This is a genomic window from Vibrio sinus, from assembly GCF_023634645.1.
Taxonomy (GTDB): Bacteria; Pseudomonadota; Gammaproteobacteria; order Enterobacterales; family Vibrionaceae; genus Vibrio; species Vibrio sinus.
Genome location: NZ_JAMKMR010000004.1, coordinates 147,599 through 170,946, shown reverse-complemented (window position 1 = coordinate 170,946; position 23,348 = coordinate 147,599). Strand labels below are relative to the sequence as shown.

Annotated in this window: 21 protein-coding genes; 9 read left to right on the top strand and 12 right to left on the bottom strand. The window is 41.8% G+C overall.

Going from position 1 to position 23,348, the window contains the following annotated elements; genetic code table 11:
* Nucleotides 1-28 precede the first annotated feature (28 nt).
* The gene (gene yacG, locus M9194_RS06295) at nucleotides 29-226 is read left to right on the top strand and encodes a DNA gyrase inhibitor YacG (protein WP_250611771.1); all 198 of its coding nucleotides are present in this window, start codon (nucleotides 29-31) and stop codon (nucleotides 224-226) included.
* A 91-nt stretch (nucleotides 227-317) separates the two neighbouring features.
* Here the strand turns inward: yacG and rplS are convergent, their stop codons facing one another.
* The 5 genes from rplS to ffh form a co-directional block, all read right to left on the bottom strand.
* Complete coding sequence (gene rplS, locus M9194_RS06290) at nucleotides 318-671, bottom strand: 50S ribosomal protein L19 (protein WP_237360921.1); 354 nt, start codon at nucleotides 669-671, stop codon at nucleotides 318-320.
* Between the two features lie 42 nt (nucleotides 672-713).
* A complete protein-coding gene (trmD, locus tag M9194_RS06285) occupies nucleotides 714-1,457 on the bottom strand; it encodes a tRNA (guanosine(37)-N1)-methyltransferase TrmD (protein ID WP_250611770.1) in 744 nt (247 codons plus the stop codon).
* Between the two features lie 24 nt (nucleotides 1,458-1,481).
* A complete protein-coding gene (gene rimM / locus M9194_RS06280) occupies nucleotides 1,482-2,036 on the bottom strand; it encodes a ribosome maturation factor RimM (protein ID WP_250611769.1) in 555 nt (184 codons plus the stop codon).
* A 19-nt stretch (nucleotides 2,037-2,055) separates the two neighbouring features.
* Nucleotides 2,056-2,304, bottom strand: coding sequence for a 30S ribosomal protein S16 (gene rpsP, locus M9194_RS06275; RefSeq protein WP_117233716.1), 249 nt, complete (start codon nucleotides 2,302-2,304; stop codon nucleotides 2,056-2,058).
* A 224-nt stretch (nucleotides 2,305-2,528) separates the two neighbouring features.
* The gene (ffh, locus tag M9194_RS06270; RefSeq protein ID WP_250611768.1) at nucleotides 2,529-3,935 is read right to left on the bottom strand and encodes a signal recognition particle protein; all 1,407 of its coding nucleotides are present in this window, start codon (nucleotides 3,933-3,935) and stop codon (nucleotides 2,529-2,531) included.
* Between the two features lie 191 nt (nucleotides 3,936-4,126).
* Here ffh and M9194_RS06265 point away from each other — a divergent pair, with 191 nt between their 5' ends.
* The 3 genes from M9194_RS06265 to M9194_RS06255 all read left to right on the top strand — a co-directional run bounded on the left by M9194_RS06265 (nucleotide 4,127) and on the right by M9194_RS06255 (nucleotide 8,008).
* Entirely contained in the window at nucleotides 4,127-4,921 is a 795-nt protein-coding gene (locus M9194_RS06265; RefSeq protein WP_250611767.1) for a cytochrome C assembly family protein, read from the top strand.
* Between the two features lie 126 nt (nucleotides 4,922-5,047).
* Nucleotides 5,048-6,307, top strand: coding sequence for an HlyC/CorC family transporter (locus tag M9194_RS06260; protein ID WP_250611766.1), 1,260 nt, complete (start codon nucleotides 5,048-5,050; stop codon nucleotides 6,305-6,307).
* 318 nt (nucleotides 6,308-6,625) lie between these two features.
* Complete coding sequence (locus M9194_RS06255; protein WP_250611765.1) at nucleotides 6,626-8,008, top strand: exonuclease/endonuclease/phosphatase family protein; 1,383 nt, start codon at nucleotides 6,626-6,628, stop codon at nucleotides 8,006-8,008.
* Nucleotides 8,009-8,369: 361 nt separating this feature from the next.
* On the opposite strand, the gene M9194_RS06250 is transcribed toward M9194_RS06255, so the two are convergent.
* From M9194_RS06250 to tssB, 7 genes are all read right to left on the bottom strand, one after another.
* Nucleotides 8,370-9,170: a ribonuclease T2 family protein gene (locus tag M9194_RS06250; RefSeq protein WP_250611764.1), complete on the bottom strand. Its 801-nt coding sequence runs from the start codon at nucleotides 9,168-9,170 to the stop codon at nucleotides 8,370-8,372.
* A 19-nt stretch (nucleotides 9,171-9,189) separates the two neighbouring features.
* On the bottom strand, nucleotides 9,190-9,597 hold the full coding sequence (locus M9194_RS06245) for a hypothetical protein (protein ID WP_250611763.1): 408 nt from the start codon (nucleotides 9,595-9,597) through the stop codon (nucleotides 9,190-9,192).
* Between the two features lie 2 nt (nucleotides 9,598-9,599).
* Nucleotides 9,600-10,370, bottom strand: coding sequence for a type VI secretion system baseplate protein IglJ (iglJ, locus tag M9194_RS06240; protein WP_250611762.1), 771 nt, complete (start codon nucleotides 10,368-10,370; stop codon nucleotides 9,600-9,602).
* A gap of 9 nt (nucleotides 10,371-10,379) precedes the next feature.
* Nucleotides 10,380-11,558: a type VI secretion system baseplate subunit TssK gene (tssK, locus tag M9194_RS06235; protein ID WP_250611761.1), complete on the bottom strand. Its 1,179-nt coding sequence runs from the start codon at nucleotides 11,556-11,558 to the stop codon at nucleotides 10,380-10,382.
* Between the two features lie 79 nt (nucleotides 11,559-11,637).
* Entirely contained in the window at nucleotides 11,638-12,312 is a 675-nt protein-coding gene (gene iglC / locus M9194_RS06230) for a type VI secretion system tube protein IglC (protein ID WP_250611760.1), read from the bottom strand.
* 20 nt (nucleotides 12,313-12,332) lie between these two features.
* Entirely contained in the window at nucleotides 12,333-13,886 is a 1,554-nt protein-coding gene (gene tssC, locus M9194_RS06225; protein WP_250611759.1) for a type VI secretion system contractile sheath large subunit, read from the bottom strand.
* A 15-nt stretch (nucleotides 13,887-13,901) separates the two neighbouring features.
* Entirely contained in the window at nucleotides 13,902-14,495 is a 594-nt protein-coding gene (tssB, locus tag M9194_RS06220; protein WP_250611758.1) for a type VI secretion system contractile sheath small subunit, read from the bottom strand.
* 396 nt (nucleotides 14,496-14,891) lie between these two features.
* On the opposite strand from tssB, the gene M9194_RS06215 reads away from it, so the two are divergent.
* The 5 genes from M9194_RS06215 to iglH all read left to right on the top strand — a co-directional run bounded on the left by M9194_RS06215 (nucleotide 14,892) and on the right by iglH (nucleotide 23,335).
* A complete protein-coding gene (locus M9194_RS06215) occupies nucleotides 14,892-17,441 on the top strand; it encodes a hypothetical protein (RefSeq protein WP_250611757.1) in 2,550 nt (849 codons plus the stop codon).
* A 4-nt stretch (nucleotides 17,442-17,445) separates the two neighbouring features.
* Entirely contained in the window at nucleotides 17,446-20,784 is a 3,339-nt protein-coding gene (locus M9194_RS06210; protein WP_250611756.1) for a hypothetical protein, read from the top strand.
* Between the two features lie 68 nt (nucleotides 20,785-20,852).
* Nucleotides 20,853-21,341: a type VI secretion system lipoprotein IglE gene (gene iglE, locus M9194_RS06205; protein WP_250611755.1), complete on the top strand. Its 489-nt coding sequence runs from the start codon at nucleotides 20,853-20,855 to the stop codon at nucleotides 21,339-21,341.
* Between the two features lie 5 nt (nucleotides 21,342-21,346).
* Nucleotides 21,347-21,841: a type VI secretion system tip protein TssI/VgrG gene (gene tssI / locus M9194_RS06200; protein WP_250611754.1), complete on the top strand. Its 495-nt coding sequence runs from the start codon at nucleotides 21,347-21,349 to the stop codon at nucleotides 21,839-21,841.
* Nucleotides 21,842-21,862: 21 nt separating this feature from the next.
* Nucleotides 21,863-23,335 carry a type VI secretion system baseplate subunit TssF/IglH gene (gene iglH / locus M9194_RS06195; protein WP_250611753.1) on the top strand — a complete coding sequence of 491 codons (1,473 nt, stop codon included), beginning with the start codon at nucleotides 21,863-21,865 and terminating at the stop codon, nucleotides 23,333-23,335.
* Nucleotides 23,336-23,348 lie beyond the last annotated feature (13 nt).

The following is a 23,348-nucleotide window of genomic DNA, read 5'->3' as shown; positions in this document are numbered from 1 at the left end:
CCTATCACCTTTTTGAACCGATACCGCCATGAATAGTAAATTGACCATCGTAAAATGCCCACAATGCTCAACTGAAGTGATTTGGGATAGTAGCAGTGCTTTTCGCCCTTTTTGCAGTAAAAAGTGTCAGCTGATCGATTTTGGTGAATGGGCTGACGAGGAAAACTCAATTCCCGGAGCACCTGATATGTCCGATGCCGATGGTTGGTCGGAAGAGCAATACTAGCTCTATGCAGTGACTTCAGGATGTAAGATTCAGATAAAACAAACGGAGCCGATTGGCTCCGTTTGTTTTTATGAGAACGCTAGTAATAGCATTACTTCTTAGCAAGCTTCTCTTTAATACGAGCAGACTTACCAGAACGCTCACGTAGGTAGTACAGCTTGGCACGACGTACTGCACCACGGCGTTTAACTTCAATGCTATCAACCATTGGAGAGTGAGTTTGGAACGTACGCTCAACACCTTCACCGTTAGAGATCTTACGAACGGTAAATGCAGAGTGTAGGCCACGGTTACGTACAGCGATTACAACGCCTTCAAAAGCCTGTAGACGCTCACGGTCACCTTCTTTTACCTTAACTTGCACAGCAACAGTGTCACCTGGTGCAAATTTTGGTAGGTCTTGTTTCATTTGCTCTTCTTCAAGAGCTTTGATGATGTTACTCATTTTCTAAATTCCTAGAATAAACTGATACTCAAATAAATTAGGTTACTTTGCGTTATGTTCTTTAATGAACTCAGCAAGTAATTGTTCCTGTTCGTCAGTCAGAGCTAGGTTTTCCAGGAGCTCTGGTCTTCTTAGCCAAGTTCGGCCTAGCGATTGTTTTAATCGCCAGCGACGAATGTCCTTGTGGTTTCCAGACTTGAGCACACTTGGCACTTCCAATCCATCTAACACATCAGGACGCGTATAGTGAGGACAGTCTAATAAGCCATTAGCAAAAGAGTCTTCTTCTGCTGACGCTATATCGCCAAGTACGCCCGGTACAAACCGTGATATTGTGTCGATCAGTGTCATAGCCGGGATTTCTCCCCCTGTCATCACAAAGTCTCCAATTGACCATTCTTCGTCAACTTCAGACTGTATGATACGCTCATCTACCCCTTCGTAGCGACCACAAATAAGAAGCAAGTTCTCATTGTTTGCCAGCTCTTCCACTCCTTTCTGGTCCAATTTACGACCTTGAGGAGAAAGGTAAACAACCTTCGTCTTTCCCGGTGACTTATCCTTAGCTGCTTGGATAGCGTCGCGCAAAGGCTGAACCATCATGAGCATACCAGGGCCACCACCGTAGGGTCTATCATCGACTGTTCGATGTTTGTCGTGAGTGAAATCTCGAGGATTCCAAGTCTCTATCGACAAAAGACCTTTTTTAACCGCTTGACCTGTGACTCCATAGTCCGTTATTGAACGAAACATTTCAGGAAAAAGGCTAATTACGCCAATCCACATAGTTTTCTCGCCCTAACGGTGGAGTTAAAATCCAGGATCCCAGTCAACTTCGATCCGTTGAGCAGTGCGATCAACTTTCTTGATCACTTGCTCTTCAAGGAACGGAATCAATCGTTCCTTTTGGCCAAAAGCATCTTTCAAGTTTGCCTTCACTACCAAAACGTCATTGGAGCCAGTTTCTAATAGGTCAGTGACCTCACCAAGGTCATATCCCTTAGTGGTAACAACTTGCATACCAAACAACTCACGCCAGTAGAATTCATCTTCTGACAATTCAGGTAATGATGCTGGGTCTACTGCGATTTCAAAGTTCGTCAGTAAATGTGCGTCTTCACGCACTTCCAAACCTTCCAGTTTTACCACCATACCTTTGTTATGGCGCTTCCAACTTTCCACTTTGTACTCAACCCAATTGCCTTTTTGGTTTATATACCAAGGGCTATAATCAAAAATGCTCTCAGCATTGTCTGTAAAGGAAAAAACCTTGAGCCAGCCACGAATGCCATAGGTAGAACCAAATTTACCCATCACAATTTTTTCGCTTTGTTTGCTCATGGCGTCTTTACCTTTCATCGACATAGCTAATTACTAACTAGAATTAAGCCGCTTTTTGAGCGTCTTTAACTAGCTTAGCAACACGGTCAGAAAGAGACGCGCCTTGACCAACCCAGTGGTTAACGCGATCTAGGTCTAGACGTAGACCTTCTTCTTGACCAGTAGCAGTAGGGTTAAAGAAACCTACTTTCTCGATGAAACGGCCAGTTGCTGCATTGCGGCTGTCCGCTACTACGATTTGATAAAATGGACGCTTTTTAGCGCCATGACGTGCCAAACGAATGGTTACCATGTCGTCCTCTTTGCTTTCTCAAAAATAAAATTAACCCCAGAAGCCATCCAAAAAAAACAGCTTGGGGTCTCGTGCCAAAATAAAGCCCCGGAATTTTACTCTTATTCCAGGGCATTGCAAGGTTTTTAGCTACTTTTTAGCCATTGCATTTCCACTCGATTTAGCAAAACAGCGCTAACAGAATGAAAAATAACACATGACTAGAAAACGGCGAAAATCAGGGGTTAACGACCAAATGGATTAAATCCACCGCCTCCACCCATTCCGCCCATGCCACCTGGGCCGCCACCGCCCATCATGCCTTGCATGTTTCTCATCATGTTACGCATGCCACCTTTTTGCATTTTCTTCATCATTTTTTGCATTTGGGTGAACTGCTTTAGCAGTCGATTTACATCCTGAACCTGCGTACCAGAACCTGCCGCGATACGCTTCTTGCGTGAGCCTTTTATGATGTCGGGACGCTGACGCTCTTTCATGGTCATGGAGTTAATAATGGCTTCCATCTGCTTGAAGGCCTTATCATCTACATTATCCTTAACGCCGTCTGCTAGGTTATTCATGCCAGGAAGCTTATCGAGCATTCCCATCATGCCGCCCATGTTTTGCATCTGCCCTAACTGCTCACGAAAATCTTCCAGGTCAAAACCTTTCTTCTCTTTGAATTTCTTCGCCAGTTTCTCCGCTTTTTGCGCATCTACATTTTTTTGCAGATCTTCGATAAGCGAGAGTACGTCCCCCATGCCAAGAATACGTGAAGCGACTCGATCAGGGTGGAAGGCTTCTAATGCATCGGTTTTTTCACCAACACCTAAGAATTTGATGGGTTTACCAGTAATATGACGCACAGACAGCGCCGCACCACCACGAGCATCACCATCCACTTTGGTCAATATCACCCCTGTTAATGGCAGAGCATCGCCAAAGGCTTTCGCCGTATTGGCAGCATCTTGACCTGTCATGGCATCAACCACAAACAAGGTTTCAACCGGATTGATCGCCGAGTGCAAGTCTTGAATTTCAGACATCATCTCTTCATCAATCGCTAAACGACCTGCCGTATCGACAATCAATACATCAAAAAACTGCTTTTTCGCATGATCAATCGCGGCGTTGGCAATATCAATCGGCTTTTGATCTGGTGAAGATGGAAAGAAGTCCACTTCAAGTTCAGACGCGAGTGTTTCCAGCTGTTTAATCGCGGCAGGACGATAAACGTCTGCAGAGACTACTAATACCTTTTTCTTGTCTCTTTCTTTTAACAGTTTCGACAACTTGCCGACACTGGTTGTTTTACCAGCACCTTGTAAGCCAGCCATCAAAATAACGGCTGGAGGCTGGGCTGCGAGATCAAGAGCCTCATTGGACTCGCCCATTACGGCTTCGAGCTCGGCCTGAACAATCTTGATGAACTCTTGGCCTGGCGTCAGCGATTTCGATACTTCAACACCAACGGCTCTTTCTTTTACTCGCTTGATAAAATCACGTACGACAGGCAGAGCAACGTCGGCTTCTAACAAAGCCATACGCACTTCACGCAGCGTATCTTTAATATTTTCTTCGGTCAGACGACCTTTGCCGCTGATGTTCTTCAGCGTTTTGGATAATCGATCCGTTAAATTCTCAAACATAAGCTCTCTTCGCGAATTAGGCGACAAATTGTCACGAGTATACCTCAGCAAGGCATAGAGTCCTACTCTATCTAGTATTGCCTATTAACTCTGAAGTAACATATCTTAGATTTGGATCATGTTCAGCCGTGGCTCTGTGGCATGATACAAGGTATAATTCTTGACCAACTACTTTAAATATAACGAGAAAAATGGACGATATTATCGCTGTTATTGCAGCTTTGTTATATGTTTTAGCAATCGCAACCATTATTCCTGGCTTGGTGCATCAAACCGGGATTAGAACCCGCACCGTATTCATTAGCGCTGCCTTAGCGCTTGTTTTTCACGCTTGGCTTCTGAGCGACCTTATTTTAGATACCAGCGGCCAAAATTTAAGCATGCTTAATGTTGCTTCCTTAATCAGCTTTATTACGGCGCTTGTCATGAGCGTTGCCATGCTCAGAACAAAGCTTTGGTTTATCCTTCCGGTCGTCTATAGCTTTTCTGCAATCAACCTAACCGCAGCGGCGTTTGTACCCAGTGTTTTCATGACGCATTTACAGCATGATCCACGACTGCTTATCCACATTACTTTCGCCTTATTCTCGTACTCCACACTGACAATAGGCGCGTTATACGCTCTACAATTAGCTTGGCTTGACTACAAACTAAAAAAGAAAAAAGCCATGGCTATTAATCCAAACGTTCCTCCATTAATGATGGTGGAAAGGCAGCTTTTCAATATTATATTGATTGGTAATATGCTGCTCACTGGTACATTAATCACCGGGTTCTTTTTCGTGGAAGACATGTTTGCCCAAGGCAAGGGGCATAAAGGCATTCTTTCATTTATTGCGTGGATTATTTACTCCATCCTTCTATGGGGTCACTACCAACGAGGATGGCGGGGCAGAAAAGTCACCTGGTTTGCAGTAGCAGGCGCAACCTTGCTGACACTGGCCTATTTTGGCAGCCGTTTTGTCAAAGAAATCATTCTGACATAGTTTGCTGGCAGCATGTGCAATCAGAATCACTTTCTTTTACAATCAAAGTTTAGGACGTATTAGCCTAGACTTTAGCGAACAAATTGTTCAATATTCAAGCAGGACATAACAAGGAAACCTCTCACTTTGGAAGACATTTCAACGGGTATCTTATTTGCGCTTCTCGCGTGTTTCATCGTCATTTCAGCTTATTTTTCCGGTTCAGAGACGGGCATGATGTCTCTCAACCGCTATCGACTTCGCCACTTAGCCAATAGTGGCCATAAAGGTGCAAAACGAGTAGAAAAGCTGCTCAGCCGACCAGACCGCCTGATCGGTTTGATTCTCATCGGTAATAACCTAGTTAACATTTTAGCTTCCGCCCTAGCCACTATCTTGGGCATGCGTTTATACGGCGACCTAGGTGTCGCTATTGCTACCGGTGTCTTAACCCTACTTGTATTGGTGTTTGCTGAAGTGACGCCAAAAACCCTAGCGGCGCTTTACCCTGAACGTGTCTCTTACATCAGTAGTGTGCTGCTCATCGTTTTGATGAAGCTGTTCTCCCCTGTGGTCATTATGATCAACTTTATCACCAACGGTTTTATTCGACTGTTAGGTCTAAAAGTGAAACACGGTGGCGATGATCACCTTAGCTCAGAAGAGCTAAGAACGGTGGTCAACGAAGCAGGTAGCCTGATTCCGAGACGGCACCAAGACATGCTCATTTCCATCCTTGACTTAGAGCATGTGACCGTCAACGACATCATGGTGCCACGAAACGAAATTACCGGCATTGATATCAACGACGACTGGAAGTCGATTGTTCGCCAACTGACCCACTCTCCTCACGGACGCGCGGTGCTTTATCGCGATCAAATCGATGAAGTCGTCGGCATGCTGAGATTAAGAGAAGCTTACCGGTTAATGCTGGAGAAAAATGAGTTCAATAAAGAGACGCTTCTTCGCGCTGCAGACGAAGTCTACTTTATCCCGGAAAGTACACCACTAAATGTGCAACTGTTGAAGTTTCAAAGAAACAAAGAGCGCATTGGCCTCATCGTGGACGAATATGGTGATATCAATGGTCTCATCACGCTAGAAGATATTTTAGAAGAGATCGTCGGTGAATTTACCACATCCATCGCACCGAGTTTATCCGATGAAATTACCCCTCAGGGTGATGGCAGTTTCCTAATAGAAGGCAGTGCTAATATTCGCGATATTAACAAAGGGCTGAAATGGAAATTACCTACTGATGGCCCGCGAACACTAAATGGTTTGATCTTGGAACATCTAGAAGATATCCCAGAAAGCCATGTTAGTGTTCTAATTGCAGACCACCGAATGGAAATTATCGATCTTGAAGAGAATCGAATTAAGTTAGTAAAGGTGTTTCCTAAATAACCCTAGTTACACAAAAAGGCTGAAGCAGCTTTAGGTATTGAGATGTATTGCGCTGCTTCATTTCTCCCTCTTGCCAAGTTGCATCCTGTCCATTTTTCTTGAATACACCAAGCAAAAAGTATTATTTAAACTGATAAATGCTTCACTACCACCAAATATATTTACTATTTGAAGTAGCACACTATGCGATATTGGAATAAATAAAAATCTATTGGTTATAAATAATAAAAATCAACCACTTACAAAATATTCAATTTGTAATTAATCGTGTGCGTATTATTATTGCGTCTATATTAAAATGTGAATAGGACTGCATTTATGCCTAAGCTGCAATTTAACTGTATGGCACTTACATGGAATTTGGCAGGAGAGAAGCCCAGCAAATTTACCAACGATATTTTAGAATACTTTGCTGACTACATTGCTACCAACGGTAGCAATCCAGATATCATTTTTATTGGCTTACAAGAAGCCAAACACCAAACCAAAATAGATCAGACAGGTGGATACGTTTCTGGAAGAATAGTAAAGTCTTTGCACTACTCTACTCGAAGATATCAGGAAAACCACAAGTTAAGAGAAATTGGGCGCGCCCATATCAAAGCTGGCGGCAGATACTCTCAAACTGGCAAAGTTGGCTACAAAAAACTGACAAGAGAATATTTGTGGGGCTATTCCGGAAATAAATCTACTTCAATTGTTCTAGAAGTCTTTATTCGGGAAGATCTGGATTGTGGCAGGCTAACTCGAGCAGGACTCGAGTCCAACCCCGCGGTGGTTGAAAAAGTAAATAGTGGCACTTTCCGCGATGCCGGGATAAATAAAAACAACGATAGTTTATTTCGCAGTACTAGCCACATATGGAAAGGTGGATGTTATGCCGTTATCGATATTTTTGGTCAAAAGGTTGGAGTTATAAACGCCCACCTCGATGCCTACGATAGAGAAGGTAGAGAAGCCAGAAGCTACGAAATACAAAGGCTTGTCGATAAAGTTAAAAGCGGTCACGGTGACATACCCATGATATTCATGGGAGACTTAAATGAACGTTTAGCACCACGAGTAAACGAGACCAAACTAGAAGTGTTAGAAAGGGCCAATAGCTCACGCCGTGACTCCGCTTATATGATAAGCACCAATGACAAACTTTCAAACGGAAGAGTTGACGCTTTCACTAACAATGGATTTCAGTTTAAGCCTTTACTTCATATGAGCTATGAGCAACTTTACACGGAAAAAGACGTCACAAAGGCAAGAAAAAAAGGAAGACCACTACCAACCGTCAATACCATACGTCTAAAATCTAGCGAGCGACAAGGGCCAGATGTTGGAGCTCTAGATAATATAGGTTTTTCTGATGATCTGCTTGCACAGCAAGGCCCATATAATAGATTTGAGTTTGATGTCGCCAACCCAATGGTACACCGAACTTACACTAACCCAAGAACCTTGCTGCCACAAAACCTCAATGTTAGTGATCACTTTGCGGTGTCTATTCCATTTAGAATAAATGTAGACGTCCGTTACTCAAGCAGAGGAAAGGTGCCAGTGCGATATAATCCTGATTTTCAGCCCCTCATTGACAACCCAACGATTCGTCTGTACCAGTTTGAGCGCACTTATAGACACATACATAGTGATGATGTTCGTAGAAAACAAAGAGAAGAAAGATACGCACGCTTCGGTCGATATACAGATTGACCGTTAATAAAGCATAATCTCCAGTAACCCAATTAAGGCCCACTCATGTGAATGGGCCTTCATCTTCGATATGTTTATATACCCATATACCCAAATTACTTCGAGATGCGAGTTTCAGCGAGATAGATAAGGCTTCAATGCTAGGCAGGGATGTGAGGCGTAGTCATTCTACGTCGAGTATCCCTAACAACGCAGTGAAGCCTTATCTACTCGCCCTTCGGGAGTGGTGTGAGTGGCCCACTTTCGCGTCAAAGGCCTTTGAAATGGATGGCCATTCCTGCAGACCTTTTCCTTAAATTGGGCCACTCACACCACTCTGAATCCTGCATCTTGAAGTAACTTGGGTATATATGGATAAATATTACAAATAAAAGCTCTCAGGACACTCTTGCTGAGGAGGCCGACTCATCGTTCCAAACGGGGTGAACAATGGGAATACACTCAGATCGGTAAGATCGACACGCTTATTAATATAAAAATTAACATGTTCTAGATAAGAGCGATTCCCCACTACCGTGCATTGAAACTGGATTTTATTTAGAGTCTTAAACTCACGGTTGAAGAATTTTCTTATGTCAGTCAGCGTCACCGTGGTTTTTCGGTTCGCCTGAATATAAGCAGACACATCTGGATTATTGATGTATTTCGTTAAAGCCGCCGCCTTAGCAAAATAGCTGTTCGCATCATCACTGTCACTATTACAACTGCCCCATTTAAGCCATGCATGCCTCTGTTGATATACGCGAGTTTGTGGCATCACTTCATTGAGGGCTTTTGACGTTGGTTTGGTCAGGTTCAATACTGGGTTAAGTTTACTCCATTGCTTAGTTCGATCGAACTGCATCTGCCGAGGAGTGATCGATTTCGCACAGTACTGATAGTGATACCTTTTCCCTTGGTCACGCACAGGAATCAGCTCATTCAAGGTCAATAAAGGTGAATTCTTTAACACAGAGGTGCGACACGCCAAGCTGGATGGATTCTTCAGACAATATACAGGCTGAAGCGTCAATGACAGTTTGTAGTAATCAAATTGACCAGGTGCTGGCGTCACCCAATTTCTATATTGGGGAGAGGTAGTGTGCTGAGCAAACGCGTTAGTTGATACAAGGAACAATACGCTCAATGCTACGGACGTGAGCAATTTCATCTTCGACTTCATTAGATAAGTACCTAATAGATTACAGATACTTAGTCAAGAACATAAATAGTGCACCGACTGAGACAATATTAATTCCAGCCAATACGGAAAATAGAATCCAGATCAGCTTCTTTTGCTTCGCTAATTGCTTAGCTAGCTTAAACTCAGATTGCTTCACCTGACTAATAATCTGGGTGTGGTAATCTTTGCGATTATTCGAAGCGCGAAGACCATCGCCGCCCACTTGATTCTGCGATATACGGCTCAACTCCTTAGAGATAGAATCACGCAAAACATCAATTTTTGCATCTGACCGCCGATATAACTCTTCAATTTTTGCATCAGCACGCCTTGCCAGCTCTCCGGTCATTCTCAAAGATTCTTTATAGCGTCGATCGGCATGTTCATACACATCATCAACTGAGTGTATTAATTCTTTCTTTTCCATCGTTATACCTTTATTTCAAATTCAGGAGACAGCGTCAGCATTTCGGTACTAGCCAAACTTGATGATCTCTCACCATCCAACATTTTAAACTGCACAGAAATAGGAATAGTGGCGTTCAATGCCTGCACTGCTCTGTGGCTTTTAATCTCTTTGGCAGCTGTATCCACGAGGCTTTGACTGTAAGTCTCTAGATAAACTAATATTTCCAATGTGTTGCATGTATGTATTCTTTCGCCATGCAAATAGCAACAGCCCAATCTTGTGTCTTTATCTAAATGGTTGGCTAAAGCACTTGTCGACACTTCAGATCTCACCACATTAAGCACTATGCCTAGATTTGAATACTTGCTTTGCAAAAGCGACTGTAGTTGCGAAACGGTGATCTGTTCGGGCGCCATTAAATCATCCAAAAACGTCAAGTGGCTCGAATCGTTAAACCGAAAATGAACACCATAAAAATAGTGATGTAAAAGAGAGGATATCCCGTCTGATAAGACGTGGCTTAACGCTTCACCATCGTTGTGTAATAGATAGAAATAGTAATCATTCAACCTATAAAATATAGAAATCTTGGAAACGTTGACATGTAGGTATAATGAATGATTATCGTAACTGCAGTGAGAAATAATGGTGTTATCCGGAGCGAACGAAAAAATGGGTTCAAAGCTCACGGACGTAGGTGGTATTTCATAGGAGTGAATGATTGCCAAGGCCATGTTGACGGTAAGCTTGGCTTTATATTGCTCAATAAACTCTGCGCACTCTACGATCATACGTTACACTTATCTATAATAAATCAGATACTTATAGTTCTGATTTACTTCACTCGCTTCAAACATCATGTTCTTTTCTTTCAATATCGCATCAAGCTCATACCCTGGCAGAATTTTATACACTTTCGCATCTTTTATATGAGACAGCTGATGCACACCTGAGTCCGGCAGCGCTTCTAAATACGCTCCCGACAAAGACATCTGATTAATGTGAGTATTGCGAGAAACACTGGACAGTTTGATTTGACTTAAAGACAAATGAGCTTGATCGGGTTCTGTTTTTTGTACCACCAACAAATGTTCTTTAGCCTGAAGCATCTCCAATGGCAGATCGGTTGCGATGAAACTGTCCTCTATCTGCAACAACTCAACAAAATTTTTCTTCACTGGCATACTTAATAACTGATTGAAGCCATCGATGATCTTGTCAAAGCTTGCGATTGGATCATTATGTAAATACAAGATAGGCGCCGTATCTTCATGCGCTGAAGGTTTCATCAGTTCGAAAAGCAAATACAACTGGCGCATCACTTCAAATAAAGAGTATGGGTGAACATGCTGTGGAGACGCATCCACTTCTAATAACAGATGTTGTAAGTTTCGGTGTGCTAACATCAAATTCACCATCAAACTTTCCCCGACAATTTCATTTTCGAGAAGATGTTTAATGGACGAACAAATTCTTTTGATGCTCTCTATCGACTGATCCAGCAAATGAGTTGCACAAGTTAACAACGGTGGAGATTGGGGGTCTATCTTCCACATCCCATCGATTTGGCTAAGTTGCAAAATACGTACGGAATTCAACGCATTCGCTTGATAGCTTTCTGACAGGTAATATTCTGAGCGACAGGTGGGTACTTTCCCATCTTGTGTCGCACTTTCTGTGCGATTTAAATATATGGTTACAGAGGCTTTTTCCAATGCTTGTAGGTCCATAGCAACACTGTGGCTGTATGAATCAAAGAAGCCATAATATTTATCTTTGAAGTAAATCTCACATTGATTGATTCTTAGCTCACCTAAGTTAAGTAAGCCATAATCGATGTACAATTGGCTAATCCCGTAACTCACGTTAAACGGTAAATATGTGGCTTCAGATATTGCTTTCTGAGCCAAATTATCTTGTTTTACAAAGTGATTCGCAGTAAGCAACGCTCCCGGTTGCCAGTGAACACGATTAGCCATATTAGGACAAAAACTCAATGGTTATTAAAAAGTCGGCCATGATGAATCATCATGGCCATTCAACAATATGCACTACCTATTAAAAGGCGTAATTAAAAACGAACTCATCGATGTTAATTAACGCATATTGACCTCGCTCAGTACTGGATGCATGAACCACATCAAAGGCCGGGATTTTTAAACTAGTACGATCAACTTTAAAGTTATAACCAGAGATTGGCGCTAACTCATAATTTGCCGATGAGCCTCCCATAAAATGGCCTTCACCAATACTCAACTCAAAGAGCGTATCTGTCGCTGGTACCAACCTGAGTCCACAGGGTGGCTGCATTGCAGGTGCCCACACACCATCATCTTTTAGCTCTTGTTTCGAATTCCAATTGCCAAAATGAATGGTGTTGTCAGTCGATTCGCCACTGCGTACCGCTTCAATTGCTCTTTCAAGTTTGTCACGCAATTCGGCATTCATTGGACAGCGAATTGTAAAGCTCAGATTCGCTGTCTTATCAGGATCACAAAGGTGAAACTCAGTCAGAGTACAAGCTGCAGTCGGGGAAGTGACTGCTTTCGCATCTTCCCCACCATCAATGGCAAATAGCACTTTGGGAATCGTTACACCAAATACTGTGCAAGAATCAACAAACAACCTTGGTTGTTTGTGATTCCCAAATGCCGACCTATCTTCTGTCGAAAAAGCCAACGGCTCTCTATCAAGTACAACAGAACGATAAATTAAAGGCCTAATTGCTGTCATCTATACTACCTTAACTCGAACTATTCAGCGTCTTCTTCACTTTCTGCCGCTGCAAACAATCCAGGGTCTAGTCGAGTATCTACTTTTAGTGTGGTATCCATGCCTTCAAATTGAATATGAGGTAGCACACTAATACTACACTTGTACCAACCTGCTTTTCCTGGGATTTGCGTGACTTCAATCTCTGCTGCACGGAATGGATATTTCGCCATTTCCAGAGAAGTCGGTTGAGTAATCGTGGTCACATAACGGTTAATCCAGTTATTGAGCAAGTCGCGGATACTTTCTGTCGTCGAGAAGCCACCAATCTTGTCACGTATCACGCTTTTCACGTAGTGTGAGATACGAGATACACACAGGGTGTAGGAAAGGTTTGCAACCAACTGAGAGTTCATTGAATCAAAGTTGTCAACAAACTCTTCCACTTTCTTCACTGAGTTAACACTAAAGAAGCAGCAGTTTGATGTACCTTTCTCTTCAATTGCTGGAATCAGTCCGATATTAGATAACGACAGTTCCATAAAGTCAGGGAAAGAGATATTGAGTGCAGAGCGATACTCATCAAACCCACGTACGTTGTATACCGGACGAATAAGGTTCTCGACATAACCACCATTTTCTGGACCACGCAAATATTGGAACCAGCCTGTTTTACCAAATGAACGCATAATGTTCTTAGTAAACAATAAAGATGCAGGGCCCCACTGATAAGACTCGTTAGATTCGTAGCTTTGAACTTCTTCTACAAAGCCACTCATATTACGTTCTTGAACAGGGTTGTTTACCGGATGATATGGCTGTCTTAAGATGAAGTCGCCGATAGTCAAACCAATGTATGCAGCATGATCGGTTTTACGGAAAGCATTCCAATCTCTGTATCTAGGGTGCTCTAGCAGCGTCTCAAAGCTTTTGATTTGCTTAACATCTTCAATCGACTTAACACCAAAGAAGTTTGGATTAATGGAAGCAATAAACGGCGCATGAGTAGACTCGGCAATCATCCCCATTCCGGTTAGCCAAGTAATATCATCCATGGTGTTTTCGAAGTCGTACAAGCCAGTGATCATGCCATATGGTTCACCACCGTACTGATCGTACTCCGCAACATAGATTTTCTTAAACATTTCACTGCTAGAAATATCATACATGTTGCGCTCGAAGTCATACTGCAGCTCTTCTTTCTTAACATCTAAAAGAGTCACTTCGATGTTGTCGTACTCGTCTTTGACTAACTCTTCAAGTTTTAGCCATTGGTTTTCTAGGTAACGAAACTCTGGATGTTTGAGAATGCTGTTAACCTGCTCCTCGACCACTTCATTGATGCGCTCGATTGCACGTTGCACGTAAGATTTGTTGTAGTTGATGATGTCATCGTTGTTAGCTAGCACCATAGCTAACGCTGCAATATTACGAGAGTAGTAATCTTCGTATATCTCGTCGACGGACGTAAAGTCATCGGTGATATCAATATCGATCTTCGCTAGGCTGTTTTTTTGCTCTTGCTGGGTACCACCAAATAGCTGAACAATGCTATGAAGACAGCTATTTTCTTCAATTGTAATTGTCTCTGTCATAATAATACCCTGAAATTAAGCCTCGTTAGAGTCAGAGTCTTTCTGCTCTATACTATCATCGTGATTATTTGTTTCTGCTTCTGATTCAATTACTCCCTCTGTTTTTTTAAGTAGAGAGTAATTGTCTAGTTGTGGAATACTTTCTCTAAGTGCTTGCAGCTGAACCTTATCCGAAAATATGTTATCAATAGTTTTCTTTAGTGTTCTATTGTTATCAATATCTTTTTCAAAGCTTGATAGCATTTCCTTCAACTGCAATAGAGCATTAATTTCTGGAATTTTTTTCGCTAAATTTTCAGGTTTAAAATCTTTCATTGAATTTAGATCAAACTTTAAATTCAGCATTGGCGATTTTGATGGGTTAATACTATTAGGTACAGCGATATCAAGTGATATCCCCATATCTTTTAGGGAAGAGTTAATGCCATGCTTTAACGTTCGCACTTCTCTCTCTTCGAAAGGCACTTGAGCGTCTTTCGATTTACCTGCCGAAAAATCACCTAGAACCATAGTCCTGTAAGGAAGTTCTTTCTTCTTCTTTTCGCCTTCCACTCTAGTATCATATTGAATCATTAGCCTAGACTTAGGAAGCTTCTTATTGATAGCCATCAATTACCTCTTCACGATGCTTAATTTTCAAAGCATCCAACATCCACAATAAACATGTCGAAATTATATTCAAAGACAACGCAAATAAAACCTGATGGCTGGAATATATCACATCTATTTTCGAATAAATGGGCTGGATAAGGTGTGAAATCAGTAGCAACAACAAACCAGTGCGTATAAGCTTTGGTAATCAATCACAGACCATCATTTGAAGGATATTTTTTAAATAATGGTACTTGTTTCTGCCTATTTTAAGTGATATTTTAATTTTAATGATATTTGGCATAATTTTTTAACATTATCGTATCAAAGAAAAAACATCATTCACTTAGTGTTTCCATTCACATCTGGGCTATTTAACTATCAAATCCATCTTATACTCAATAATTAAATATTATGGCAAGTACAGAAAATATTAATTCTGAAATAGATACTAAATTAGGTTCTATAAATAAGAGCACTGATCTATCCATTTCTACCTTTGACACTTTCACTAATTCTTTGTACGAGATATTAATTAATCACTCAGTTGGCGAGCTCAGTGAAAGCAGTATCAGTAAAATTATTATTTTAAGCCAGAAAATTAATGAGTTCATTCAAGAGAATGAAAAAGGCCCTACACTACTTCAATGCCAGCACTGGAAGCTTTGTATTGAAAAAGTCGCCAATATTGTTTTATTTCCATCAGATACCTATGTATTTAGATCCTATTACAACGGACTAGTTATAATAGGTATTCTTGAAAAAATCATTACCATTACTCGAAACAAGCCTATTCAAGCGTTAATACGATCCCTTGGAGATGAATGCACTAAGTCAACACTGCTTTCCTTGAAAAATAGTCTGTTAGTTAAGATTCGAAACTTACTTAAAAAGTGTTTAAGTCTACTCGGCTCAAGTGGTCAAACCAATGCTGAGTACCTTATGCTATCCAAGTTTATAGAAGAAAAAATCAAGCCGATAGTGGGCTTCGATCCAGTATTGCTCGACCAAGAAATTTGGCTGGAGCTCAATACATTAAGTACATCCTTCGACAGGCAACCTATCGACATAAAAACAGCCCCAGATCAGAACGACATCGATGAATCAAGATTTCAAGGTTTGATGCTGAACAATTATCATATTAAAGATCTTAAGCTGGATCTTAACTGCTATGGCTTCACGGGTTCAGTGGTATTTGAACTTGGTTTTGATCAAGGTGAATTTCCAGAAGAGTATCAGTTTTTATATCAAAATAAGCCACTTGCAGTACGAGTGTTTCTGAAGCAAACCTATTCTTTTCCCGATCCTGAATCCGAAGATGAAGACGACAACTATCAAACAGAAGTTGAGTTATTGGGTGTCGCTCATCTTGGTGGCCAATCGCACCTTCGCTTAGATAACCCGGTGCCAAATATTGATTTAGAAAATGAAACAGAGAGTATCGATTCCGTTATTCCCACATTTTCACTGCAGTTTTCTGACCCATTAACATTGTGGAAACCCCATAAACCCAATTATTTTGCTAGCGGCAAATCATACGCTCAGATAGTCGATGATAACCTGTTCTTCCAGGCACTGGCTTCTATTGATTACCAACAATCTGACATACTAACCAAGACCAGAGCTCAACTTGCTATTTTTACCGAAGATAGAAGCTTTTATGATCTATTTATTGATATTTTAGCGCAATATCAGCTCTATCTTATCTATGATTATCAAGCCAGCCTTCAACAAGGCACATCCTGTTATGTGTTGCTAGACAAGTTAACCGATGACAATAGTGGCCAAGCAGAAACAGCCATAAAATTAACGGGTGACGACTTATCCGAGCTTCTGTCAATCGATGTATCGCTTGCTCAAACTTGGTCTCAGCAATCAGGCTGTTTAAATGCGTCTTTAGAACAAAATGATTTGACCCAAATTTCGAGCAGTGTGCCTGAGTTTCAAAACATGTTGCATCATCAACTGGATTTCGAAACAGATAACCAACTCAAGGCAAATCTGTACCAATCTAGGACAGATAGGGCAGAAAGGCGTGCAAGCTTGACCAGCAGTTTCGAACTCAACTTAAAAGCTCAAATGCCAAATATGGCCGCTTATCCAAGCTATTTTTACTACAACTTGGACAACGAGCAATGGGAAAGCACCATTGCAAACCTAAGCTCTTCGGTTCAATTTCGACGAGCCAAAATACATTTTCAACAAACTTTGTCTATCGAGAAATACGTCAGGCAACAAATTGATTCCAGCTCGTGGGACTCTGATGGCGAGGAAGTGCGCTACGAAAAAATTCGCCCAATCCGAAAAAGCCTCGGTATCAGCCATACAGCAAGCGTCCAATATCTATGGCAAGATAAAGATTCAGAGCTTAATGATCTGCCCCACTTTAGTCCCTTTTCGCCGCTGGAAATACCAGCTCAAATCGTAACGGCTGAAACTGTTGATGACAATGTCCGCTACGGGTATAAGTTTTTCTTGGGCCAGTCTGATACCGAAAGCAGTTATGCCGACGATCATCAAGCGCAAGATGCCGTATATAGTATCTCTGGTATATCTGAGAAGGCATTAACCTACGCCGTACGCTTTCCTGCAGCCCTCTTTACTGAAGAGCAAACTCCATTGTTTTACTTAGTTGCATCACCACAGCTGCAATCGCTTGCCAGGTTTGATCCTTTAAGAAACGGCGACAAAGTTATCGTCTCCATTTTTAACACAGAAAAAATGGAAATCAGCTATTCATTTGGCTCATCAGTGGTCATTCCAGATAAAGCCTCTGAGCAGCTTGTACAAACGTCAAAATTCGGCGCTCAACAAGAATGCGAGATTACCTGCTCTCAAAATGGTGACAAGCAAGCTTTTCAACTTAAACAAACCAATTCAAACGATGCTGGCAGTAACAGCATTTCTTTTAGTAACGACAACGACCAAGGCTTAGTAATCGCATTTAGCGATGAAAAGGAATAAACCAATGATGAAATTGTTAACTGGAAAATACGGCGTCGCAGCATTTGGCATGATTGGTCTTGCCGCTGCTTTCGCAATTTTCCTTATCATATATAAGCTATACAAGAAAAATGGTAAAAAGCTGGCGACTGCGGGTAAAGCGTTAGAGAAAGTTCGTCCGAGTAAAAGTGATATTACTAATACTATCAAGCAAATAAAATCACGCTTAACCGAACAACCGGCAGCAACATTTTTGTATCTGCATGACGGCTCAAACGATGCAGCCCTAGAACACATATTTCAATATTTGGATAAGAACAGCTGCGATGTTTATTTTGACGATCCACTCCAGCCCATCGTTGTCGGAGAACAACAAGTATTGCTACTGGCGCAGTTTAGCAACCTAGCGAAATTGGATGTCAGCCGACTAAATTTGCTGTTGGACAAACTGTATAAGCAAGGCGTAATTCAGATGCCTAAGGTCAGTGTCCATCTAAAACAAAAACCAATAGATCCTGGCCTATCCGCCTCAATGCTAAGATTTTTGCCAAGAGTGAATCTCCTTAGTAAACAAGACTATCAAGTGCATTTCCTCAGTGACAATGCACCCATTCAAAACACATTGCCTGAATTACTGAACCTAGATAACTCTGCGCCCTACATCGACTTCAGTGATTGCCAAAACTCAGAGGCTCTTGCTGAATCGGCCAAGCAGCATTTTCAAAGTTTGCACAATCAGTTTTCGTTCTTTATGACGACTGAATCAATAGACAGTAACGCACTCACTAAAGCGATGAGTGCCTCTCAGTATTTGGAAAAGTATTATAAGCAGATTGAAAGTGTCATTGCGGGTTTAATTGACCCCGAGCAACTGCGAAACAGACCGCAACAACTGACATTAAATTATGGCATCGATCCTAGTAACCTTCGAGATCAATTTTTCTATTCCGGTACGAATAAAGCGGGGAAAAGCCTGTCAGCAAAACATGTACTAGTCGGTGGCATATGCCTGCTATCTGCCGTGGTAAGTGGCGGTCTAATTTATAACGGGGTGCAAAAAATACAGTTAGATGAAGCCATTAATCAGGCTGCACCCTTTGTACCACAGACACTCCCGTTAGTGACCGCTGAGCAAAACTACCAGCGTTGGTCAGAGTTATATCATAGCCGCCTGATATTTGGTCGCTATTATCCAAACAGCCTAGAGAAAACGCTGAATTTACAATATGCTGGCTACTTGCTTTCACATTTAAACACCCAGTATCAAGAGACTACGGATCCTCTTAACAGGGCGTTGTACCTGATGATCTTTGCCGCAGGTCATGATGCAAAAATTCAATCTGAGTTAAGCCAATACCAAAGCTTACTCACTCAAATCACGGGATTCTCGAGTCAGCAACTTGAGTTAGTCTATCGATATGCTAAGCAGCCAATCAATCAAATCAGTACATTAGGCTTGAGTAGCAATCAAATTGACAACCAGCTTGAGGTATCGAATACCTTAATGACCAACGTCATGCCATCTGATCAAGTATTGGGGCAATTGTTCAGTAATATTCAGCTCAATATTACCAACGCACAACTATTGCGCTTACTAACACAAAGTGTGGTAATGCAGCAAAAGTTAGCGGTGCTGCACAACTCGATTCCGCAAGCATTGGCATCGGTTTATCAAAGCCGCGATGATATCTCTAGCTATTTAGGACAAATTGCTGATCATTTCCCAAGCTCGGCCAAAATGAGCTACAGCGATCTCAATAGTGCTTTGACCAACTTGCAAAATATTATTCCAAAGCAAGTACCTACAATCACTGGCTTTGATACCCTTGTCAGCAACGTTGCCACATATAACGAAAAAATTGGCGCTTATCTAAAACAACAAAAACGCCTAGATCCACAAGATAGCCGTCGTATCCATCAAGTATTGCTCGAAGCTGAATTGAACACTGTGCTTGATGCCATCATGAATTCTAACGACAGTGATCTCACCCTATTGAGCAGACAGAACTACTATAACTATACCTACAAAACGGTATTTTCTAGAAACGTCACGCAGGTTTCTTTGGTGTATTCTAAGTCGGTATTGCTTAGAACTGTGCTGCCTTTGATAGAGCAATATAAAGCACTATCGCAGACCCTCACTCAACTAAATATTCAGCACGATGCGTTTGATTACATTGAGTCGCAAACCTTGCTTCGTTATAGCGATAACTATGTACTGATGCTTAACAAGCTATTAAAAAATGCATTGCCGCATCAAGTCTCTTTGGACAACTTGCACTTGTTCTTGATGGATCTAACCTACGATGATACACCTTTGTCCAACATGCTGAAGTACATCAGTAAAAATACCACCTTTGGTAAGGATCAAATCACTCAACCTGAGCTACAGCAAATCCCTCAGCAGTTTGCTCAGCTGAACGCCTTTATCCGATCCAAGGGTTATAAAGATTATCAGAGCATTATCTCTTCGATCAGCAATAGTTTGTACAACAAGAGCCCTGAGACTTATCAAGCTCTGTACCTCCAGCTCAAACCAGGTACACAAGGTTCATTAATGGACAAACTTAACCAAATTTCGTCAAGCCAAAGTAACCCAGAGGTCTATCAGCTACTGAACTTCCCGGTCACGATTGTACGTCAAACGGTGGCGGACTACTTGATACAACAGCTTATCTCTCAGTGGCAACAAGATGTCACCACGAAAGTCAGCTATATCGAAAATGGTTTCCCATTAAATATGCATGCAAACTACAAGCTTGATGGCCAAGAGCTAACCAATCAAATCGGTATCAATGGTCAGTTATATTTGCAGATGAACCAGTTATTATCAGCATTCATCCATTTAAATGGACCTAAAACTCGCTGGCTAATCAATACTGACCTTACTGACACACAACAGTCTGAACTCGCACCATTGGTCACTCAGCTAAATAAAATATATCGCATACAACAAGCCCTATGGAAGCCAGACGGCACACCAAAAGCCATTAAAGTCAGCGTCAAAGCGTTACCTTTTGAACACGTAACCTTAGACGGAGAAAACAAGATGGCATTATCTTTCTTCCAACTTGGGCAAAAGAGCCGTGTTATTGGCTTAAATACGAATGATCAACCCATGCGAACCATTACCTACGATTGGCAAAGCCAACCAACCGTATCAGTGGGTTGGTTAAGCAACCAAAACCAATCTTATCAAGACTCTATCAACGGTGAATGGGCACTATTTCAATTGCTAAACGAAGGAAAATGTAAAAAGGACAATATCTGCCAGTGGGGCGTTAAAAGTGACAATACAAAGGTTGCACCTTATACGGTCAGCTTCAAGGTCACCACACCATTTCTTTCCGTATTAAATGGATAGTAAGTAAATATTAGCAATTGATTTGGGGAAGAAGCGCTTCCCCAAAGATGAACTTTGGATAATGTAACATGTTGAGAAAATTTAAATTTCTAGCCCTGATATTGACACTGCCACTAAGCGCCTGCTCTTGGTTTTCTTCATCGGGTCAAGTCGTCGCTCCAACAAATACATTGAATATCAATATTCAAATGGAAAAGACCTCGAACCAAGGCCATGCCATTACGGTGTTAATTGAGCAGCCTGCAGACATGCAATCATTTGTCGGCCAATCTTATGCATCCCTTAGCCAAGAAGCGCTAAATAAAAACATATCTCGATATGTGTATTTGCCGAAGTCTGAAAACCACCATTTGGTTCTGCCGGTGTCTGATACCCCTCTCGCGATCTACTTTATTTTGGATCACCAACCAGTCTCAGGGTGGAACTACTTGATCAATTCACCACAGGGGGCGGTTCAGTCTTTTACTGTGAATACTTCCAATGTAACGAGAACTCAAAATATTGAGTTGAAGAGCTTATCTAAAGATAGCAGCAAAAACAGCAGCGATAAGAAGTAACCACTATGCCAAAGCACAATATCGCTATGAATAGCGATGGTATTAACATACAAACCAATGGAAGCAGCGACGACCAAAACTGCCAAGTGAGTTATACCGGTGCAGGTCAAGCAACGCAGAAATTCAGCGATAGTTCTACCACTGAAGCTGTCAACGCCATCGACTTTAACTGCGGTGATTATCACCTACAGGTGCACAAAGATGGGTTACAGATCAAGAACAACAGTGCCACCATCGCGCTTGGCGATGACAGCATCACATTGAGCGTCGGCAATAGCAAAATAGAGCTATCCACTGATGGTATTACCATCAGCGCCAAAAGCGTCACCATCACAGGTACTGAAAGCCTTGAGGCCTCTTCATCTCAGACATTGAAATTAAGCGGAGGGACAACGGATATTGGCGCATCGACTGGCATGAGTATAAAAAGCAGCACCACATTAACCGCCGAAGCGAGCTTACAAGCAAGCTTTAAAGGCATGCCAACCAGCATTGGTTAACTCTATTAAGTAAAACAAATAATGAAAGCGACATTACAACACCCATTACCGGACAACAATAAAGGCGAACTTGAGGCTGAACCCATCGTTTTGACCGATGTCTTTAAACAATTGGGTGAACAAATCAATAATGAGATTCAGGCAAGCTTGCAACGAGAGAAGACGCTACATATTTCTCGTTATCATCAGCATTTGCTGACTCACTTGCCCAATCACTTATTGGTAAAAATGCAGTCGCATTTAAGCCGCGCTTGTCTACCGATCGCGGCAAACAGTCAGTTTTCGATAAAAGATGCGTTTAAGCCTCACGATGAGGCCGCTCGTTATTCCACCCAAAACTTGGTTCAGCTCACGGGCTTCGAGGTAGATAGCATCAGCTACCCTATGTCGTCGATGCAAATCACCATGTTGCCCAAATCACCACTGTCGATAGATCAATTCAGCTTCGACATATGGATCAATCCATCACTTTGGGGACAATTGGATTACCAACTTTCACGTTTAAAACAAGCATTACTTAAGCAATCTACTCTCAAGGTCACCGCTATCTTCGATGATGGTCGGCAGCAAGAAGTATTGGCAACTCTGACTGATATCAATGATTGGTTACTCGCCAGTAATGACGCAATAGCGCTGCGAGCCACTTCTCCAGAGTTTGACCTCGGTATGAGGTTAACCTTTAGTAAAGTGCCTCACAGAGAAAATACCAATCGAGTAACACAGCTCATCCTACACTTTGACTTTGATGGCGATGTTGCCCTGTCTCCGGCGTTGAAAACCGCTCAACAGCCATTGCTTGTCACCAATATTGTCCCGCTATTCAATTTGTATGAAGATCATAGCGTCTCAATGCCTTTAGATTTAAGACAAGAAAACATCCGCTTACATCACTCGGGTGATACCAAGGCTCGTCCGTTCTATGTCAGGCAGGTATTTATCAACCAAATCGACTATGAGCCTTTTCACCAGCATGGAGAAAGTGAATTTGTTTTTCACAAAGAGTCCGCTGCCTTGATATATACGCCGAACAACATTCGAGAGTCGATAACAAAAAAACAAAAGATCAGTGCTCGTATCTATTGGTATCAAGATATCCCTCTACCTGAGCTGGCTAAAATTTCCACTTCTGCTGTGAATACACAAGCTACAGATTTTGCGATTCTCAAAGCAGGTGAAGCCAAACAACAATTTGATACCAATACATTGGAAGCCGTGGGTATGGCACTGAAAAGTTTTTCTCAGTATCAATTGGCTAACCGAAGTCACTTTCTTTTCCTCGCCAAACACTTACTTGGCAGCTCAGATTCGTCAGTCTATCAACATTTCGAATCCGCAGTTAAAGATATCGATTTTTCGCCACAAACAAGTGAACTTAAAGTGGTATGCGGACAAGCACAACACTTGAACTTGGTTTGCACCCTAGCGGAACTACTTATTGAATTTATTATGATCAACACAGCTTTTGTCATCAAACTCGCTTTGATCATCGCTTAATAGGAACCTTATA

Bases quoted from the DNA above. Each gene is read 5' to 3' on its own strand.
- yacG (WP_250611771.1), top strand. From the start codon at position 29: ATGAATAGTAAATTGACCATCGTAAAATGCCCACAATGCTCAACTGAA.
- rplS (WP_237360921.1), bottom strand. From the start codon at position 671: ATGAGTAACATCATCAAAGCTCTTGAAGAAGAGCAAATGAAACAAGAC.
- trmD (WP_250611770.1), bottom strand. From the start codon at position 1,457: ATGTGGATTGGCGTAATTAGCCTTTTTCCTGAAATGTTTCGTTCAATA.
- rimM (WP_250611769.1), bottom strand. From the start codon at position 2,036: ATGTCGATGAAAGGTAAAGACGCCATGAGCAAACAAAGCGAAAAAATT.
- rpsP (WP_117233716.1), bottom strand. From the start codon at position 2,304: ATGGTAACCATTCGTTTGGCACGTCATGGCGCTAAAAAGCGTCCATTT.
- ffh (WP_250611768.1), bottom strand. From the start codon at position 3,935: ATGTTTGAGAATTTAACGGATCGATTATCCAAAACGCTGAAGAACATC.
- M9194_RS06265 (WP_250611767.1), top strand. From the start codon at position 4,127: ATGGACGATATTATCGCTGTTATTGCAGCTTTGTTATATGTTTTAGCA.
- M9194_RS06255 (WP_250611765.1), top strand. From the start codon at position 6,626: ATGCCTAAGCTGCAATTTAACTGTATGGCACTTACATGGAATTTGGCA.
- M9194_RS06250 (WP_250611764.1), bottom strand. From the start codon at position 9,170: ATGAAGTCGAAGATGAAATTGCTCACGTCCGTAGCATTGAGCGTATTG.
- M9194_RS06245 (WP_250611763.1), bottom strand. From the start codon at position 9,597: ATGGAAAAGAAAGAATTAATACACTCAGTTGATGATGTGTATGAACAT.
- iglJ (WP_250611762.1), bottom strand. From the start codon at position 10,370: ATGATCGTAGAGTGCGCAGAGTTTATTGAGCAATATAAAGCCAAGCTT.
- tssK (WP_250611761.1), bottom strand. From the start codon at position 11,558: ATGGCTAATCGTGTTCACTGGCAACCGGGAGCGTTGCTTACTGCGAAT.
- iglC (WP_250611760.1), bottom strand. From the start codon at position 12,312: ATGACAGCAATTAGGCCTTTAATTTATCGTTCTGTTGTACTTGATAGA.
- tssC (WP_250611759.1), bottom strand. From the start codon at position 13,886: ATGACAGAGACAATTACAATTGAAGAAAATAGCTGTCTTCATAGCATT.
- tssB (WP_250611758.1), bottom strand. From the start codon at position 14,495: ATGGCTATCAATAAGAAGCTTCCTAAGTCTAGGCTAATGATTCAATAT.
- M9194_RS06215 (WP_250611757.1), top strand. From the start codon at position 14,892: ATGGCAAGTACAGAAAATATTAATTCTGAAATAGATACTAAATTAGGT.
- M9194_RS06210 (WP_250611756.1), top strand. From the start codon at position 17,446: ATGATGAAATTGTTAACTGGAAAATACGGCGTCGCAGCATTTGGCATG.
- iglE (WP_250611755.1), top strand. From the start codon at position 20,853: ATGTTGAGAAAATTTAAATTTCTAGCCCTGATATTGACACTGCCACTA.
- tssI (WP_250611754.1), top strand. From the start codon at position 21,347: ATGCCAAAGCACAATATCGCTATGAATAGCGATGGTATTAACATACAA.
- iglH (WP_250611753.1), top strand. From the start codon at position 21,863: ATGAAAGCGACATTACAACACCCATTACCGGACAACAATAAAGGCGAA.